This window comes from Thermoflavimicrobium daqui (genome assembly GCF_003313465.1).
Lineage (GTDB): Bacteria > Bacillota > Bacilli > Thermoactinomycetales > Thermoactinomycetaceae > Thermoflavimicrobium > Thermoflavimicrobium daqui.
The window spans coordinates 36,648-51,639 of the sequence record NZ_KZ845668.1 but is presented as its reverse complement, the minus strand read 5'-3'; the positions used below and the strand labels follow the sequence as shown (position 1 = coordinate 51,639).

At 39.2% G+C, this 14,992-nt stretch carries 17 protein-coding genes; all 17 read left to right on the top strand.

The features are described 5' to 3' along the window. The first annotated feature begins 46 nt into the window (after window positions 1-46). The 17 genes from DL897_RS11575 to atpD all read left to right on the top strand — a co-directional run bounded on the left by DL897_RS11575 (window position 47) and on the right by atpD (window position 14,735). Entirely contained in the window at window positions 47-1,048 is a 1,002-nt protein-coding gene (locus tag DL897_RS11575; RefSeq protein ID WP_113659445.1) for an L-threonylcarbamoyladenylate synthase, read from the top strand. A gap of 304 nt (window positions 1,049-1,352) precedes the next feature. Then, on the top strand, window positions 1,353-1,913 hold the full coding sequence (locus tag DL897_RS11570) for a manganese efflux pump MntP (protein WP_113659312.1): 561 nt from the start codon (window positions 1,353-1,355) through the stop codon (window positions 1,911-1,913). A 500-nt stretch (window positions 1,914-2,413) separates the two neighbouring features. Further along, on the top strand, window positions 2,414-3,076 hold the full coding sequence (locus tag DL897_RS11565; protein ID WP_113659311.1) for a low molecular weight protein arginine phosphatase: 663 nt from the start codon (window positions 2,414-2,416) through the stop codon (window positions 3,074-3,076). Between the two features lie 190 nt (window positions 3,077-3,266). Beyond that, window positions 3,267-3,704, top strand: a complete 438-nt coding sequence (gene rpiB / locus DL897_RS11560) for a ribose 5-phosphate isomerase B (protein WP_113659310.1) — start codon at window positions 3,267-3,269, stop codon at window positions 3,702-3,704. A gap of 13 nt (window positions 3,705-3,717) precedes the next feature. Beyond that, the gene (locus tag DL897_RS11555) at window positions 3,718-4,269 is read left to right on the top strand and encodes a TIGR01440 family protein (RefSeq protein ID WP_113659309.1); all 552 of its coding nucleotides are present in this window, start codon (window positions 3,718-3,720) and stop codon (window positions 4,267-4,269) included. Window positions 4,270-4,354: 85 nt separating this feature from the next. Continuing rightward, window positions 4,355-5,608 carry a serine hydroxymethyltransferase gene (locus DL897_RS11550; RefSeq protein ID WP_240627404.1) on the top strand — a complete coding sequence of 418 codons (1,254 nt, stop codon included), beginning with the start codon at window positions 4,355-4,357 and terminating at the stop codon, window positions 5,606-5,608. A 305-nt stretch (window positions 5,609-5,913) separates the two neighbouring features. Next, window positions 5,914-6,501, top strand: a complete 588-nt coding sequence (locus tag DL897_RS11545) for a DUF4352 domain-containing protein (RefSeq protein WP_113659308.1) — start codon at window positions 5,914-5,916, stop codon at window positions 6,499-6,501. Between the two features lie 601 nt (window positions 6,502-7,102). Then, the gene (upp, locus tag DL897_RS11540; protein WP_113659307.1) at window positions 7,103-7,732 is read left to right on the top strand and encodes a uracil phosphoribosyltransferase; all 630 of its coding nucleotides are present in this window, start codon (window positions 7,103-7,105) and stop codon (window positions 7,730-7,732) included. Window positions 7,733-8,030: 298 nt separating this feature from the next. Further along, window positions 8,031-8,249 (top strand): AtpZ/AtpI family protein, encoded by a 219-nt coding sequence (locus DL897_RS11535; protein WP_168188773.1) that lies wholly within the window; start codon window positions 8,031-8,033, stop codon window positions 8,247-8,249. A gap of 6 nt (window positions 8,250-8,255) precedes the next feature. Beyond that, on the top strand, window positions 8,256-8,639 hold the full coding sequence (locus DL897_RS11530) for an ATP synthase subunit I (protein WP_113659305.1): 384 nt from the start codon (window positions 8,256-8,258) through the stop codon (window positions 8,637-8,639). 18 nt (window positions 8,640-8,657) lie between these two features. Continuing rightward, window positions 8,658-9,404 (top strand): F0F1 ATP synthase subunit A, encoded by a 747-nt coding sequence (atpB, locus tag DL897_RS11525; RefSeq protein ID WP_113659304.1) that lies wholly within the window; start codon window positions 8,658-8,660, stop codon window positions 9,402-9,404. A 42-nt stretch (window positions 9,405-9,446) separates the two neighbouring features. After that, a complete protein-coding gene (atpE, locus tag DL897_RS11520; RefSeq protein ID WP_113659303.1) occupies window positions 9,447-9,668 on the top strand; it encodes a F0F1 ATP synthase subunit C in 222 nt (73 codons plus the stop codon). Window positions 9,669-9,737: 69 nt separating this feature from the next. Then, window positions 9,738-10,226, top strand: a complete 489-nt coding sequence (atpF, locus tag DL897_RS11515; RefSeq protein ID WP_240627402.1) for a F0F1 ATP synthase subunit B — start codon at window positions 9,738-9,740, stop codon at window positions 10,224-10,226. Continuing rightward, window positions 10,223-10,765, top strand: a complete 543-nt coding sequence (locus DL897_RS11510; protein WP_113659302.1) for a F0F1 ATP synthase subunit delta — start codon at window positions 10,223-10,225, stop codon at window positions 10,763-10,765. The genes atpF and DL897_RS11510 overlap by 4 nt, the downstream gene beginning before the upstream one ends. Before the next feature lie 32 nt (window positions 10,766-10,797). Beyond that, window positions 10,798-12,312: a F0F1 ATP synthase subunit alpha gene (atpA, locus tag DL897_RS11505; protein WP_113659301.1), complete on the top strand. Its 1,515-nt coding sequence runs from the start codon at window positions 10,798-10,800 to the stop codon at window positions 12,310-12,312. 78 nt (window positions 12,313-12,390) lie between these two features. Continuing rightward, window positions 12,391-13,257 carry an ATP synthase F1 subunit gamma gene (gene atpG / locus DL897_RS11500; RefSeq protein WP_113659300.1) on the top strand — a complete coding sequence of 289 codons (867 nt, stop codon included), beginning with the start codon at window positions 12,391-12,393 and terminating at the stop codon, window positions 13,255-13,257. A 62-nt stretch (window positions 13,258-13,319) separates the two neighbouring features. Further along, complete coding sequence (gene atpD, locus DL897_RS11495) at window positions 13,320-14,735, top strand: F0F1 ATP synthase subunit beta (protein WP_113659299.1); 1,416 nt, start codon at window positions 13,320-13,322, stop codon at window positions 14,733-14,735. Window positions 14,736-14,992: the final 257 nt, after the last annotated feature.

The window sequence follows — 14,992 nt, the reverse complement described above, 5'->3', positions numbered from 1 at the left end:
CTGGTGGAAGATTTCTTCTCAAAAAGAAGTGGAAGAGCTGAAAGAGATGCAAGAATTAATTAGTGCGGCTCAGCTCCTGCGGGAAGGGGGATTGGTCGCTTTTCCCACAGAAACCGTATATGGACTAGGAGCAGATGCAAGAAAAGAAGAGTCTACTTCACAAATTTTTATAGCGAAGGGTCGCCCAAAAGATAATCCACTAATCGTCCATTTTGGAGAGCCATCACAGATATCTCCCTTTGTACAAGAAATTCCTGAAGTTGCACAGCGGCTAATGAAACGGTTTTGGCCAGGACCATTAACATTGATCTTAAAATATCGCGCGGGACTATCAGAAAGAGTAACAGCGGGTTTGGATACAGTAGCCATTAGGATTCCCGACCATCCAGTTGCATTAGCTTTATTACAACTGGCTTCAATCCCTATAGCCGCTCCAAGCGCCAATCGATCAGGTAAACCAAGCCCAACAAATGCTGATCATGTATGGAATGATTTAGCTGGTAAAATTGATATTTTATTAGATGGAGGTCCGGCAAAAGTTGGAGTTGAATCGACTGTTGTCGATGTAACGGGAAAAGTGCCAACTATTCTACGGCCAGGTGGAATCACAGTTGAAGAACTAAGAAAAGAAATTGGAAAGGTAGAATTCGATCCCGGCTTGTTCAATAAAAAAGATAAACCTCGGTCACCGGGAATGAAATATCGTCATTACTCTCCACAGGGTGAATTGTGGATTGTTCGAGGCGTAGAAAAAAATATGATTCGTAAAATAAAACAACTGGCAAAGCAATCAGCTTCTCAAGGAAAAAAAGTAGGTATTTTAACTACTGTAGAAAATCGAAATCAGTTCGGCGAGCTACTAGCGATTCCTTGTGGAAGTCGAAAGAATCCTGCGAGTGTAGCAAGTAATCTCTACCATGCGCTAAGACAATTTGATGATGAACATGTTGAAGTGATCTATGCTGAATCCTTTCCGGAAAATGGTCTATTCCGTTCGGTAATGAATCGTTTGGTTAAAGCTGCTGGAGGGAGATTTATTCAAGCATAAAAAACGACTCGTGTACTTATAATTATTCAAAGGCCTAGATGAATGATGAGAATTACTTTGTTTAGGAGCAACTTTTTCCCCAATAAGGATAGGAACTCGTAAGAAGTTTTATTGACTAATCATTGGACAGAGTAAGTAGGAAAGCGATAAGTGGCTGACATAGAAGGCGACCTCTACTTAATTAAAAAAGCATTTTTCCGTGAAAACCGGAAAGATGCTTTTTTATTGAACACCCTTTAGTTCTTTTTTCCTAGAACAAGGCATAACCATGTACAAGCAAATGAAGGACAAGGAGGCAGGAAAGATGCTTTCTTTTCCAGAATGGGGACAAATTATCACTTTATTTATGATTGCTATTGCTCTGGGAATGGATGCCTTTTCCTTGGGGATCGGGTTAGGTGTACGTGGGATGTCGATTCGCAAGATGGCTATTTTGAGTAGTTCCATCGGGCTATTTCATATTCTGATGCCCTTACTGGGGATTTGGATTGGACAATATCTTAATCAGTATATGCAAGAAATTGCGGTGATGGTAGGAGGATCTATGCTTTGTTTTCTCGGTGGAAATATGTTGTGGAATAGTTTTAAAAGTGAAGAGAAGGAAACAAGTATTCAAGCTAACTCACTTTGGAATATGATTTTATTTTCGGTTAGTGTTAGTTTGGACTCCTTATCCGCCGGGCTTAGTTTAGGGCTTTTTTCTGCAGATCAGTGGCTAGCTGTTCTATTTTTTGGCAGTGCAGGAGCCATTATGGCTGGAACTGGACTCGGCCTAGGGAAATATATAGGTTCTTGGTTGGGAAGCTATGGGGAAGCTGTTGGTGGAGTTATTTTGTTTATGTTAGGAATTAAATTTATTTGGTGAAGGAAGAATGAAGTGAACTTTTATTGTAAGTGCAGCATGTTTCTTCATTTGAGTGTAAATTCAGATCATACCTAGAGGAATTTTGTGTAGGATCAACTTTTGCGCCAATCCTTTAGTTTATTCTATAGAAATTACCATCTATTGATCCTTCTGCTTTATTTAGGTAAAGTAAGAAATAGAAAGGAACTAGGACGAAACACTAATGGATGGGATTTTTTATTTTATGATTGGTGAAGTGAATTCTTATGTTTTTTTATTGTTCCCAAGGGGAATGGGCTAAAGGATATACATAAGATAATATAGGTGTATATCCTTTAACAATTTCACTGATAATGGAGATGAAGGAAGAAAGGGGAATTTTATAATAATCATTTTTTAGATTCCTTTTATGAAAGGAGGGAGTCGCGGGATACTAGGGATGACTGCTCTAAAGAGAGATCTTGAGCATGTTGTCATTCTGCTGAGCCAATGAATGGCTCAGTCTCCTGTCGGCAGTTTTTATGAAGCAAGTATTATTTGTTTGTACAGGAAATACTTGTCGTAGTCCGATGGCGGAAGCTTTACTAAGAAAAATAGCTGAAGAAGAGAATTTAGCTATTCAGGTGAAATCTGCTGGAGTTGCGGCGATGGATGGTATGCAAGCATCTAATCATGCCCAAGATGTGTTACAAGAAAAGGGTGTTAAGCAAGAACATCGTTCCCAAAAAGTAAGTAAAGACTTGTTAGAATGGGCAGATTATGTATTAACCATGACCATGTCTCATAAACAAACATTAATCCAATTGTTTCCTGAGTACACAGACAAGATTTATACTTTGAAAGAAATAGCTCAACCAGATTATGAGGAAATTCAGGAATTATATAAAAAGCTGGATTTGTTATATGTTGAAATGGAAAATAGTCGTGCAAGAATGGTAGCTCAGTTTCATACTAATCAAAACAAGATCCAAGAAGATGAATTTAAAGCGAAATTATATAAAGAACTTGAACCTTTATTTCGAAAAGAACAAGAGTTACTAGAGAAATTGGACAAGCTTATTTACTCCATGGATATTCAAGATCCTTTTGGTGGTTCTATTGAAATATATCGAGCATGCTGTCAGGAAATTGAACAAGAGATTCGAAATATGATTCAGAAATGGAAAAGCGAGACTAGTAATTAATTGTTCTATTTTTGTATAGTCTGTGGCGCAACTTATCAAATCTGGCTATCATTCCTAGACAAAGTGGCGGTTTACTATTGACTCATGAAGCGATGGGAACAGTGATAAAGCGATGAGGTACTGATTTAGACAGCAGTTTATAGATATGCTTATACTAACTATGAAATGGTACAGATGGGAGAGAAAGAATATGCGTATTATTTTAGCTTCTGATCATGGCGGTTTACGTCTAAAAGCAGAAATTAAAGAGTTACTTCAAGAGATGGAAATTGAATTTGAAGATGTAGGTTGTGATTGTGAGGATTCCGTAGATTATCCAGATTATGCGCTCCCTGTCGCAGAGAAAGTAGCAGAGGGTGAATTTGATTATGGAATACTAATTTGTGGCACTGGGATTGGAATGTCGATTGCAGCTAATAAAGTAAAAGGAATTCGTTGTGCGGTTGTTAGTGATGAGTTCTCAGCACAGATGAGTCGTGAACATAACAATGCGAATGTGTTAGCTTTAGGCGAGCGAGTAATTGGACCGGGTCTTGCTAGAAAAATCGTAAAAACTTGGTTAACCACTGAATTCGCAGGCTCTCGTCATTTACGTCGAGTAAATAAAATTCATGCGTTAGAAAAGTAAGAAGGTGAGAAACATGAACAGTGAGGAACTTACGCATGAGATTTATACAGTGATCCATGATTTAATACAAGCGATGCCACTGAATAACCGGCACCTTCTTGTTTTTGGTGTTAGTACTAGTGAAGTGGCTGGTCAGCGGATTGGTTCAGCAGGTAGTGATGAGATTGCACAAGCTTTGTTTCATGGAATCAAACAGGCACAAACTAAATTTGGCTTTCAAATTGCTTTTCAATGCTGTGAACATTTAAATCGAGCAGTTGTTGTGGAAAGAAAAACAGCAGAGTACTTTGGTTATACAGAAGTAGCAGCGATTCCTGTACCTCATGCTGGCGGAGCTATGGCAAGCTATGCTTATAAACATTTGGAGCAATCCGTACTCGTAGAAGAAGTACATGCAGATGCGGGCATAGATATTGGTGATACCTTGATAGGAATGCACTTAAAACCTGTTGCAGTGCCAGTTCGTCCTAGTATTCGTCAAGTGGGAGCAGCGCATGTAACCATGGCGAAAACTAGACCCAAACTGATTGGTGGGGCAAGAGCTGTCTATATACTAGAAAAGTAGTAGAAACTGATTATTTTATTAAGCTAGAAAATAATTATTTGTGATAGAATATCTTAAAATACATACCATGAAGGGGGAAGTCGGATTGGCACTCAATCATTTAAGCAAACAAGATCCACAAGTTCTCGAAGCAATCCGTGCTGAGTTAGGCAGACAGCGTGAAAAAATCGAATTAATCGCTTCTGAAAATTTTGTGAGTCCTGCAGTGATGGAAGCAATGGGTACAGTTTTAACGAATAAATATGCGGAAGGTTATCCGGCGAAACGCTACTATGGTGGATGTGAGTATGTTGATATTGTTGAGGATTTAGCACGTGAGCGGGCGAAAGAGTTGTTTGGAGCTGAGCATGTCAATGTACAACCACATTCAGGTGCACAAGCAAATATGGCTGTATACTTTTCATTCTTAGAACCCGGTGATACTGTTTTAGGAATGAATCTAGCACATGGAGGCCATCTCACACATGGTAGTCCTGTCAATTTCTCTGGTAAACTATATCAATTTGTAGCTTACGGTGTGGATGAAAAGACCCATTTGATTAACTACGACGAAGTGCGCAGATTAGCATTTGAGCATAAACCCAAACTATTGGTAGCTGGGGCAAGTGCTTATCCACGTAAAATTGATTTTGCTCGTTTACGAGAAATATGTGATGAAGTAGGCTGTTACTTCATGGTAGATATGGCTCATATCGCTGGCCTTGTTGCTACAGGCCATCATATGAACCCCGTGCCATATGCTGATTTCGTAACGACAACGACACATAAAACCCTAAGAGGCCCACGGGGTGGAATGATTTTATGTAAGAAAAAGTATGCAAAACAAATTGATAAATCGATTTTCCCGGGAATCCAAGGTGGACCACTCATGCATGTGATTGCAGCGAAAGCCGTAGCACTGGGAGAGGCATTAACCGAACCATTTAAAGATTATTCTCAGCGAGTTTTGGATAATGCAGCTCGCTTAGCTGAAGGCTTAAAAGCACAAGGTTTAAATCTCATTTCGGGTGGTACAGATAATCATTTGATTCTTATGGATGTACGTAATTTAAACTTAACTGGAAAAGTGGCTGAGAAACTCTTGGATGATGTAGGGATTACGACCAATAAAAATACAATTCCAAATGACCCAGAAAGCCCATTTGTAACAAGTGGGATTCGTATTGGAACAGCGGCGGTCACCAGCCGAGGGATGAACTTGGAAGCAATGGATGAAATTGCAAATATCATCGTACTGGTTCTGAAAAGTCCAGAAGATGAGCAAGTACATCAAGAAGCTCGCGAGCGTGTAGCAACTCTTACAGCCAAGTTCCCCCTTTATCCTGAGTTAAAAATATAATCAAAAAACAGGTGACAAACTGCTATAGGTAGCATCCTTGTTAGCAAGTTGAGGCTATTAGATATTCGTTCTAATAGCCTTTTTATGAGCTTCGGACGATATCCATAAGAGGAGCCATGTTACACAATACCCGATCACTCCCACAATTGAAAATGGATTACTTACGAAAAAATTGTATAAAGAGTGAAATTTATTAAATAAAGGGGAAATTAATCTTTCTTATACCATTATTTCTGTTGTCTAACCTGAATAAATATAATAGTATTATTAATATTGTAATAGTATTTATAAAAGGAGAGAGAGTAATGAAAAAACTACATATTTCTCTAGTTAGTATTTTTACAGCTAGTGTTGTTGTTTTAACTGGCTGTTCCTTCGGTTTAAAAGGTGAACAACCGGCTTCACAAAATACTTCCTATAATCAAAATCAAAATAATCAAAATCAAAATAATCAAAACCAAAATACCCAAAATACCAATCAAAACAATCAAAATCAAAATGCCAGTCAGAATACACAAGGCGATGTGGGGCAAACAAAAACAGTCGGAGATCTGACAATACAAGTAAATGGGGTGCGTGTGCAATCTGGGAATAAGACAAGCCAACCAAAGAATGGAAAATATATCGTTGTGGATGCCAGTGTTACTAACAATAGTATAGACAAACCACTTTCATTGAACGGTTATGCCACATTGAAAAATGCAAATGGTCAAACAGCAAACGCACAGTACAGCCCATATGGGTTAACAGAAATCAATTATGTAACTACACTTGTCTCTCCTCAATCGAAAGTGACGAGAGGTGTATTGGTATTTGATATATCTGAATCTGCGCCATACACCCTAGAAATCAAGCAAGGGGATAACACCACAACTTGGACTATTAACCCTTAAATAAAAGACAAAAAAGAGGCTTTATGTTAAGCTATGAAGTCTCTTTTAATATGCTACTATAGTTTGGTATAATATTCCACAGGCGTAAATTCCCGACTAGCCATCGGTACATATACATGATCTCGTTAGGTGACGATCATGCATGGATTGATAGCTTTTTATTATTTTGATCACAATCAAAATAAAATTCAAAATATTAGTTATTTTTTATATAACTATATTGTACTAGTAAAGCTGACGCTTGATATAACGAATACTGTGGGTTCATTATAAGGCAGTCTAAACCTCATATTTTTACATTTTTATGAAAGATTTTTATAACAATTAATAAATTTATTATCAATTTTTCCTATAAAAGGAAACGAATATGCGCATCCCTCAATTAAAAAACACGAAATTGGATTAGTATAAATGACCACAAAATGAAAATAATGGTTATAAGGACTGTCTCTAGGTAATTTAGAAGAAACATTTAGGTTTATATTCCAAGAAACAATCATGAAATCTTTAGGAAACACTTGTGATACAGATAGTTATATGGTTAATATATCCCTTGGGTAGTTTTGCAGTAAAAAATGATTACTGAGAGGAGCGAATGAGATTGGGGAATGTATACGTTTTTGATCACCCCTTGATTCAACACAAATTAACTTTTATTCGTGATAAAAATACAGGGACGAAGGAATTTCGGGAACTAGTCAATGAAGTTGCTGCTCTCATGGCATATGAGATTACCAGAGAGATGCCACTACGTGAAGTAGAGATAGAAACTCCACTGATGAAGGCTAAATGTAAAGTATTAGCAGGGAAAAAATTAGGTATTGTACCTATTTTAAGAGCAGGGATCGGGATGGTCGATGGGATTTTAAAGCTTATCCCAGCGGCAAAAGTAGGACATATCGGTTTATACCGTGACCCTGAGACACTGGAGCCTGTGCATTACTACTCTAAAATGCCAACAGATATTGGAGAACGTGAATTAATCGTCCTTGATCCCATGCTTGCAACGGGAGGTTCTGCATCAGCAGCAATTCAAGCTTTAAAGGAAATGGGAGCCAAAAATATTAAGTTTATGTGTATTATTGCTGCACCTGAAGGTGTCGGACGGTTACAAAAAGACCATCCAGACATTGATATTTATGTAGCTGCTGTCGATGAAAAATTGGATGAGAAAAGTTATATTGTCCCAGGTTTGGGAGATGCAGGAGATCGATTATTTGGTACAAAATAATGAATACAAAAAAATTCTAATGAGAATCTCTATCATAGATATGAATAGAATTTTTGAGATTGATAGAGATTGATCGCAGATTAATAAGATCTTAGTAGTTATTAAAATTGGATTCGTGTATAAATGTGACGAATTGTTCATAAATCTGTAAAAGAAAACATTGACATCATTACATAGCATCAGATACCATAAGCAGGGGAAAGCCTCTAACTAAAATACCCATAAACCAATCAAGTCTTCGTTTTTATCCCCACTGTTTTACCTTTCTGTAAATATATTTATTCCCATGGGTGATATTGTGAAGAATTCACAAGGTAATTTTTGGCGCATGGCCGCAATGGTTGGAACATTGGGTATGGAAGTGATTTTTCTCACCATCGGTGGGGCTTGGTTAGGAAAATGGTTGGATTCGATTTTCAGTACCAAGCCGATCATGTTAGCAGTGGGAATATTATTAGGCTTGACGTTAGGCTTTGTTATCGCTGGTTATACCTTAAAAGGTTTGATGAAGGAATGAACTTTAATGGATTTGATGCAATTCATGCGCCGTCAACTAGTAATTCTTACTGCTGTGTTTCTTTCTCTCCTGTTGATCAGCTGGTTTTTAACCCCATATAAAACGTTTATAGCTGGGATTGCACTCGGAATCTTAACAGCTTTCTATAACGTGTTGCATTTAGCGAGAAGACTCCGACTTGCAGGAGAACTAGCTATTCAAACGGATGGTAAAAAGATGAGTGGGCTCGGCGTGATCAATCGATTTCTCATGGTAACCCTCGGTGTTATCATATTATATAAATTCCCAGAGGTGTTTGACTACAGGGGTTTTGCACTCGGGTTGCCAATCTGTTACTTTCTTCCCTTTTTCATTGCTTTAGTTTATAGAAAAAAATTTTTAAGTAGCTAAAGGGGGTGAAAACAAAGAATGGAACTCACTCCGAAGATTGAAGCATTTGGCACTAAGTTTGATTTAACCATTATTTTTGGGAGTGTACTCACTGCAATTATCGTTCTGATTCTTGCGATTGCTGCCACACGCCGCCTGCAAATGCGACCAGGAAAACTCCAAGCAGGGATCGAAATGCTACTAGATCTTTCGCGTAATCTAACGCGGATGGGACATGATGACAAAAAAGCTGAGAAATATCTCGGATTTTCTTTTACCCTCTTTTTATTCTTGCTGGTTGCGAATCAATTGGGTGTGATCCTGATGGTGACTTCAGGAGCAGATACCAATATACCGGCGCTCGGAATTACACCAGAAATCATGCATGAACAAAATGCGCATGGTGTAGCGTGGTTAAAGTCACCTACTGCTGATATGAGTGTGACTTTTGCTATGTCGATTGGGGTAGCAGTCGGTGCTATTATTATAAGTATGTGGATTAATGGAGTGGGGGGGTATATCAAAGGTCGCTATTTGGTCGGACCGATGGCACTTCTCCATATCTTCGAAGGAGTTATTAACCCAATAACCCATGGAATGCGTATTTGGGCAAATATCTTTGCTGGAGAAATCTTGATTGGGATTATGCTTCAGGCAGGATGGGCCGCAAGTATTCCGCTCGCTGCATGGATGGGCTTCTCATTATTTGTAGGAGTCATGCAAGCTTATGTATTTACAGTATTGGCAAATGTATACATGGGAGAAAAAATTAATTTAGCTCATTAATCATTTTCATTCTAATCACAAACATTTAAGGAGGATATAAAAATGAATTTAATCGCAGGTGCTATTATGATTGGATTGGGTGCTTTTGGAGCAGCTATTGGTAACGGTAACTTGTTCTCTAAGTATGTAGAAGGAGTTGCACGTCAACCAGAATCACGTAATATTTTATTTGGTCAAACCTTGATCTTCTTTGCTATTATTGAGGCATTGCCTATTATTGGAACTGCATTCGGAATCCTTTCTCTAATGGGAATGTTCAAATAATCAACATGTGACGCGGGGAAAGGGATTTTCTCCCCGCTCTTATTTTGAGCTCGAAGGGAGTGACTGAACGTGATTAGTATTAATTGGGGTACTATGCTTATCCAAATCGTCGTTTTTCTCGTTTTGTTGCTATTGGTTTCTAAATATGCAATCCGTCCATTAATTGCAACAATTAAGCAACGACAGGACTATATAGATAATCAAATTAATACAGCTGAGAAAGGCCGTCAAGAGGCTGAAGGACTACTAGAGGAACAAAAGTCGTTACTCAAGCAAGCACAACTTGAAGCGAAAGCATTGATTGAACGGGCAAAAATTCAAAAAGATAAAGAAGCAGAGAAAATTATCCAAGAGGCAAAAGAGCAAGCGGATCGCTTAATTCAAGAGGCGAAGCTCGAGATCGAGCGGGAAAGAGAGAAGGCGATTACTGCTTTACGTGATGAAGTGGGTACTCTCACAGTACAACTGGCATCAAAACTGTTGGAAAAAGAATTGGATGCAAAAGGTCAGGCAAAGCTTGTTGATCGTTATTTTGAACAGGTAGGAAGATTACAATGAGTGTAGCAGTAGCGAAACGTTATGCAAAAGCTCTCTTTGAAATCGCCTCGGAACGTAATATTTTGGATCAGTTAGAACAAGAATTAACTTTGATCGTAGAAACCTTCTCCTCTTTGCCAACTCTTCATGAATGGCTTAGCCACCCATTGACTGAAGTGGCAAAGAAAAAAGAGCTTTTCTCCTCCGTATTCTCACATTTATCCGAGACTGCTCGGAATTTTCTGTTTTTGTTAACGGATCGCCATCGAGAAGGGTTAATAGGCGAAATCATGCAGGAGTATAAACAACTTGTTCATGAAGCAAGAGGTATCGCTGATGCCACTGTTACCTCAGCTACTCCGTTAACTGATAAAGAGAAAGAAGAATTAATTCAGATTTTCCATAAGCTGATCGGTAAACAGCTATTAATTGAGAATGTCGTAGATTCTGATATTCTCGGTGGTGTGATTGTCCAAGTAGGGGATCGTCTCTACGATGGTAGTTTAAAAACAAAATTAGTTCGCTTCAAAGAGCGTTTACAAGAAAATCGAGTCGGATAGAATCAAGTTGAAAGACAAGGGGTGAAGTTGACATGAGCATCAGACCAGAAGAGATCAGCTCACTAATTAAGCAGCAGATCGAGAATTATAACTCTGAAGTCGAAGTAGCTGATGTAGGTACTGTGATCTACGTGGGTGACGGAATTGCACGTATTCATGGTCTACAAAATGCAATGGCTGGTGAATTGTTAGAGTTTAAAAATGGCGCAATGGGTATGGTATTAAACTTAGAAGAGAATCATGTAGGTGCTATTATCTTAGGACCATACCAAGATATTCGTGAAGGTGACCCAGTTAAAAGAACGAACCGTCTGTTTGAAGTTCCTGTCGGAAAAGCAATGTTAGGACGTGTGGTAAATCCACTCGGTCAACCATTGGATGGAAAAGGACCAATTGAAACAAATGAATTCCGCCCTGTTGAATCTCCAGCGCCTGGGGTCATCGATCGGAAGTCCGTACATGAACCGATGTATACAGGAATTAAAGTTATTGATGCGATGATTCCAATCGGACGTGGTCAGCGCGAGCTCATCATTGGTGACCGTCAGATCGGTAAAACAACGATTGCGATTGACACCATCATTAACCAAAAAGATCAAAATATGATCTGTGTCTATGTGGCAATTGGACAAAAACAGTCTACGATCGCAAACGTAGTAGAAAAATTACGCCGTTTTGGTGCACTTGACTATACCATTATTGTTGCAGCAAATGCTTCGGATCCTGCACCACTACTTTACTTGGCGCCATATGCAGGTTGTGCTATGGGTGAATACTTCATGTACAACGGTGGACATGTTTTATGTGTATATGATGACTTATCCAAACAAGCTGCAGCTTATCGTGAGCTTTCTCTCTTGCTCCGTCGTCCGCCAGGTCGTGAAGCTTATCCAGGGGATGTTTTCTACTTGCATTCTCGTCTCTTAGAACGGGCTGCAAAACTTTCGGATGAGCGTGGTGGCGGATCTTTGACTGCTCTGCCATTTATTGAAACACAAGCGGGAGATATCTCTGCATATATTCCAACCAACGTGATCTCTATTACCGATGGACAAATCTTCTTAGAATCTGATTTATTCTATGCTGGTCAACGTCCTGCGGTAGACTCTGGTTACTCTGTATCCCGGGTAGGGGGAGCAGCACAAATTAAAGCGATGAGTAAAGTTGGAGGTAGCTTGAAACTTGAATTGTCTCAGTATCGTGATCTTCAAGCATTTGCTCAGTTCGCATCAGATCTGGATCCAGTAACAAAGGCGAAACTGGATCGCGGTGAACGGATTATGGAAATCTTAAAACAAGATGAGCATCAACCATTACCAGTAGAAAAGCAGGTTGCTTCGATCTATCTGGTTTCCCGTGGACATTTAGATGATATTCCAGTTGCTGATATCAGACGCTTTGAAGCAGAATTCCATGCATTCTTGGAGAGCAATCATCCTAACATTCTGTCTGGTATTCGTGAAGAGAAGAAATTGACAGATGAGATTGATGAAGGTCTAAAAGCTGCGATTGCAGAATTCAAAAAAGGCTTTGCTGTCTCTGAATAAAGATCGGACTGAAATAGTTGCCATTCGCTTCTAAACGAATTAGAGGCGAATGGTCAATGAAAGGCGGGTGAACAAACGATGGCAACAATGCGGGACATTAAACGGCGGATTCGCTCGTTTGAAAACATGAAAAAAATTACTAGTGCGATGAAAATGGTTGCAGCAGCTAAACTCCGCCGAGCACAAGAGCAAGCAGAGGCTGCTCGCCCTTATGCAGAAAAAATGCATGATGTAATTACCAATCTCGCACAAGGAACTAAAAGTAATCATCCGATGTTGGTTTCACGTCCTGTCCAAAAAACAGGATATCTAGTCATTACTTCTGATCGTGGATTGGCTGGTGGTTATAATGCCAACGTGCTGCGATTGTTAGAGAATACTTTGAAAAAGCGACATCAAAGTAAAGATGAATATGTCATATTTGTGATCGGTAAGAAAGGTTTAAGCTTTTTACAGAGAAAAAAATATCCTGTGATTGGAAGTGTAGTAGGGCTATCCGATTCACCAACTTTTGCTGACATCAAAGAGATTGCTAGTCAAGCAGTTGGCTACTATGCAGATGAGAAATTTGATGAACTATATATCTTATACAATAAGTTTGTCAATCCTGTAGTTCAACGTCCTACTGAAAAGCAATTACTTCCACTTGATCAAGATCAATTTGAAGGCGACAATCAGGGCGTAAAAACTGAGTATGAATATGAACCATCGCAAGAAGAAGTATTAGCTGAAATCTTGCCGCGTTATACGGAATCATTAATTTATAGTGCATTAATGGATGCGAAAGCAAGTGAGCTTGCGGCTAAGATGACGGCTATGAGTAATGCTACGGATAATGCTACTGACCTAATTGCGAAGCTTACGCTCGATTACAACAAAGCTCGTCAGGCTGCAATTACCCAAGAGCTTGCAGAAATTGTCGGCGGAGCGAACGCATTATCATAGATGATCATACTTTCAAGAACGGTTTGTTAAAACAGATGATGGCTGCTTAAGGAGGGAATACGATGAGCAAAGGACGGATTGTTCAGGTGATGGGACCCGTCGTTGACGTACAGTTCGAACGAGGACATCTACCTGAGATTAACAATGCGCTAAAAGTAAATTTTAAAGTGGACGGAAAAGATAATGAGCTTGTTTTAGAAACTGCTCTTCACTTAGGTGATAACATGGTTCGTACCATTGCGATGGCTTCAACAGATGGATTGGTACGAGGTATGGATGTAATCGATACAGGTGCGGCTATTTCTGTACCTGTTGGACGTGGTGGTTTAGGACGTGTATTCAACGTATTGGGTGAACCAATCGATGAAGCAGGTCCTGTAGTTACCGAAGAACGTTGGTCGATTCACCGTCCAGCTCCAAGCTTTGAAGAGCAATCTACTGCTCAAGAAATGTTAGAAACAGGAATTAAAGTTATTGACTTACTTGCACCTTATGCAAAAGGTGGAAAAATTGGTCTCTTTGGTGGTGCGGGTGTAGGTAAAACCGTATTGATTCAGGAGCTTATTAACAACATTGCACAAGAACACGGTGGATTATCCGTATTCGCAGGTGTTGGTGAGCGTACTCGTGAAGGTAACGACTTGTATCATGAAATGACTGATTCAGGTGTTATCAAGAAAACAGCGATGGTCTTCGGTCAGATGAACGAGCCACCAGGTGCACGGATGCGTGTAGCACTCACCGGACTTACCATGGCAGAATATTTCCGTGATACAGAAGGGCAAGATGTATTGCTCTTTATCGATAATATTTTCCGTTTTACCCAAGCAGGTTCAGAGGTATCAGCACTCTTAGGTCGTATGCCATCAGCGGTAGGTTATCAGCCTACTTTGGCGACGGAGATGGGACAATTGCAAGAGCGGATTACTTCGACCAAAAAAGGTTCAGTAACCTCGATTCAAGCGATTTACGTACCTGCGGATGACTATACTGATCCAGCTCCAGCAACAACCTTTGCTCACTTAGATGCAACGACTAACTTGGAGCGTCGTCTTACTCAAAAAGGGATCTTCCCTGCGGTAGACCCACTCGCTTCTACCTCTCGGATTTTGTCACCTGCTGTTGTAGGGCTTGAACATTATCAAGTCGCACGTGGTGTGCAACAGCTCTTACAACGTTATCAAGAACTCCAAGATATCATTGCAATCTTGGGTATGGATGAACTTTCAGAAGATGATAAGCAGCTTGTATATCGTGCACGTCGTGTAGAGAGATTCTTAGCACAGAATATGCACGTAGCTGAACAGTTTACAGGTAACCCTGGTGTATATGTACCTGTTAAAGAGACTGTACGTAGCTTTAAAGAAGTTCTTGAAGGGAAATGGGATGACCTACCAGAGGATGCATTCTACATGGTGGGTAACATTGATCAGGCAGTGGAGAGAGCGAAAGAGCTTGGCTGGAGACGTCAAGTATAATTTTTACAAAAAAATCAATTGAATAAACTATAATTAATTGATTTGTGAATGAAAATACCTTACTAGAATGCGGTTTGTAATCTAGTAAGGTATTTTTTATATGAGATATAAAAATAAAACTATTCGATATTAATTTATAATATTTTAATTATAATATAATTAAATAATAAAATTAAAATGGTTTTATTTAAATAAACATTGGGTATAAATATAACTGATCGAATTAATATAAATACTTAATTTAGTATAAAGTTTGG

Coding starts and splice junctions, on each gene's coding strand:
- rpiB (WP_113659310.1), top strand. CDS start 3,267: ATGCGTATTATTTTAGCTTCTGATCATGGCGGTTTACGTCTAAAAGCA.
- atpD (WP_113659299.1), top strand. CDS start 13,320: ATGAGCAAAGGACGGATTGTTCAGGTGATGGGACCCGTCGTTGACGTA.
- DL897_RS11545 (WP_113659308.1), top strand. CDS start 5,914: ATGAAAAAACTACATATTTCTCTAGTTAGTATTTTTACAGCTAGTGTT.
- atpE (WP_113659303.1), top strand. CDS start 9,447: ATGAATTTAATCGCAGGTGCTATTATGATTGGATTGGGTGCTTTTGGA.
- DL897_RS11570 (WP_113659312.1), top strand. CDS start 1,353: ATGCTTTCTTTTCCAGAATGGGGACAAATTATCACTTTATTTATGATT.
- atpG (WP_113659300.1), top strand. CDS start 12,391: ATGGCAACAATGCGGGACATTAAACGGCGGATTCGCTCGTTTGAAAAC.
- atpA (WP_113659301.1), top strand. CDS start 10,798: ATGAGCATCAGACCAGAAGAGATCAGCTCACTAATTAAGCAGCAGATC.
- DL897_RS11555 (WP_113659309.1), top strand. CDS start 3,718: ATGAACAGTGAGGAACTTACGCATGAGATTTATACAGTGATCCATGAT.
- DL897_RS11530 (WP_113659305.1), top strand. CDS start 8,256: ATGGATTTGATGCAATTCATGCGCCGTCAACTAGTAATTCTTACTGCT.
- DL897_RS11510 (WP_113659302.1), top strand. CDS start 10,223: ATGAGTGTAGCAGTAGCGAAACGTTATGCAAAAGCTCTCTTTGAAATC.
- DL897_RS11565 (WP_113659311.1), top strand. CDS start 2,414: ATGAAGCAAGTATTATTTGTTTGTACAGGAAATACTTGTCGTAGTCCG.
- DL897_RS11575 (WP_113659445.1), top strand. CDS start 47: ATGCAAGAATTAATTAGTGCGGCTCAGCTCCTGCGGGAAGGGGGATTG.
- atpB (WP_113659304.1), top strand. CDS start 8,658: ATGGAACTCACTCCGAAGATTGAAGCATTTGGCACTAAGTTTGATTTA.